Source organism: Thermostichus sp. MS-CIW-41 (assembly GCF_054058915.1).
Window position 1 is genome coordinate 1 of the sequence record NZ_JBSSBO010000091.1, and the last position, 1,941, is coordinate 1,941.

Genomic DNA, 1,941 nt, shown 5'->3' on the forward strand with positions numbered 1-1,941 from the left:
CAATGTTAACTCTCTCTTCTGTCTGTAAAAAAGCCAATATCTTCTGCCATTTGTTTTCATCTAAAAAAACCAACTTCATCCTCTTTCCTCTATAAGTTATTCTCTCTATCCTAACATAAGATTAACACGACCTAGTCTCGCAATTCGCAGAATTCCGCCAACAACAACTGCCCCAAGGGATCGTCATCGGGAGCCGCATAGGGCAAGGCTCTGCGGCTGATGCTCAAGATTTTGCCCCCCGATTGGGGATGGTGCTCCGCACCGCTTTCGCGAACAGGCTTGAATTCGTAGTCGATCCCTTCGGTGAAGCCGGCTTCCTGTAGGTAGTCTTGGGCGGCTTTGAGGATCCCTTCTCGCAGTTGCGCTTTGACCGCAGGGGCCATGAGGTGGCGAACAAACCACTGGGCGCTGGCGGGATCCACCCCGGCGAGGTATCGAAGGGCAGGGGTCAACACGGCAGGGCGCTCTTGGGGGGAGAGGCGGTTGACCTGCTGAGCTACCGCGGGCACATCCCGCCGTTGCATGGCCTGGATCAGGGCTTGAATGTCTGGGGAGAAGGAGGGATCCGACACTTGGCTCATGGCTGGGGGTACCAGAGGGATTCGAGGGTGCGGACAAGGGCTGCTGCTTCGAAAGGAGAGGGAGCAGTCGGCAGACAGACGGTTACATGGCCCAGTTTTCGCCCTGGGCGGGCAGGGGTTTTGTGGTACCAATGCACCGTGGCATTGGGGAGCTGGGCCAGGCGCTGCCGCTTTTCTGGGTAATCGCCGGTGGCATGCTCATAGCCCAAGAGATTGACCATCACTGCCCCCCCACACTTGAGGGAGGGATCCCCCAAGGGCAGGCCGAGGATGGCCCGCAGGTGTTGCTCGAATTGTGAGGTGCGGCAGGCTTCTAGGGTGTAGTGGCCGGAATTGTGGACCCGCGGCGAGATTTCGTTGATCCAGATCCCGGCCTTGGGATGGGGGGGCGGCACCCAGAACAGCTCGATGCCAAACACGCCAACTGCACCCAATTTTTCCATCAGATCGGCTGCTAAGCGCCGGATCTCGGCCTCGGTGGTTGGGGGGATGCGGGCAGGCACCAGGACATGGCGGCAGATTTGCTCAATCTGCACAGTTTCCACCACCGGGTAAACCCGGATCTCTCCCTTCAGCCCCCGCGCTACCATCACCGCCAGCTCCCGCTCGAACGGGATCCATTCCTCCAGCAATAGCGGGATCCCCTCAGATTGGCTAAGGGCCTGCTGCAAAGCCGCTCGCTCGTGCAAGATGCGGGTGCCCTGCCCATCGTAGCCCTGCCGCCGTCGCTTGAGCACCACCGGAAAGCCCAGTCCAGCCAGGTCTGCCGAATCCAACACCGCCTCCAGCGGGAAGAAAGCCGGCACCGGCAACCCCAACCGCGCCAGGAACTGCCGTTGGTGCAACTTGTCCAGCAGCGGCTCTAGCGTGCTGAGGCTGGGACGAAAGCGGGATCCCTCCGGATCCAGTTTTTTCAGCTCCGGCAGAGGGATAAACTCGTTTTCAAAAGTAACCACCGGGCAGCGCTCCAACAACTGGGCCGTGGCCTGGCTGTCGGCTGTGGATCCCCAAACCACCCCATCGGCCACTGCCACCGCCGGATCGGTGGGAGCAGCAGCCTGCACGATCAGCGGGATCCCCATCTGGCGAGCTGCCAAGGCCAACATCTGCGCCAACTGCCCGCCGCCAATCACCCCCACAGGTTGGGATCTCTGGTCTTTTGAGGATACCTGGGTTTCCACAGCCGTACCGTTATACTGGGTGGTGGGCCGCTGTCCATTGCTTCTGGGATCCAGAACCCCATTATGGGACCCCTTGCCCTCCAGCGCTAGGTTGTGTTGATCTTTCATTTGAGCCAAAAGAGAGCACTGACGAGATAGAGAAAACTCAAGAAGTTCCTGGCCAATTTGTCAAAACGAGA

2 protein-coding genes and 1 pseudogene are annotated in these 1,941 nt (G+C 59.3%); all 3 read right to left on the reverse strand.

Going from position 1 to position 1,941, the window contains the following annotated elements:
• Positions 1-79, reverse strand: a pseudogene (locus ACVWXE_RS14320) (IS5-like element ISSoc13 family transposase); the annotation flags it as partial.
• 52 nt (positions 80-131) lie between these two features.
• Positions 132-581, reverse strand: coding sequence for a hypothetical protein (locus tag ACVWXE_RS14325; protein WP_457490640.1), 450 nt, complete (start codon positions 579-581; stop codon positions 132-134).
• Positions 578-1,762, reverse strand: a complete 1,185-nt coding sequence (locus tag ACVWXE_RS14330) for a 5-(carboxyamino)imidazole ribonucleotide synthase (RefSeq protein ID WP_457490641.1) — start codon at positions 1,760-1,762, stop codon at positions 578-580. The genes ACVWXE_RS14325 and ACVWXE_RS14330 overlap by 4 nt, the downstream gene beginning before the upstream one ends.
• Positions 1,763-1,941 lie beyond the last annotated feature (179 nt).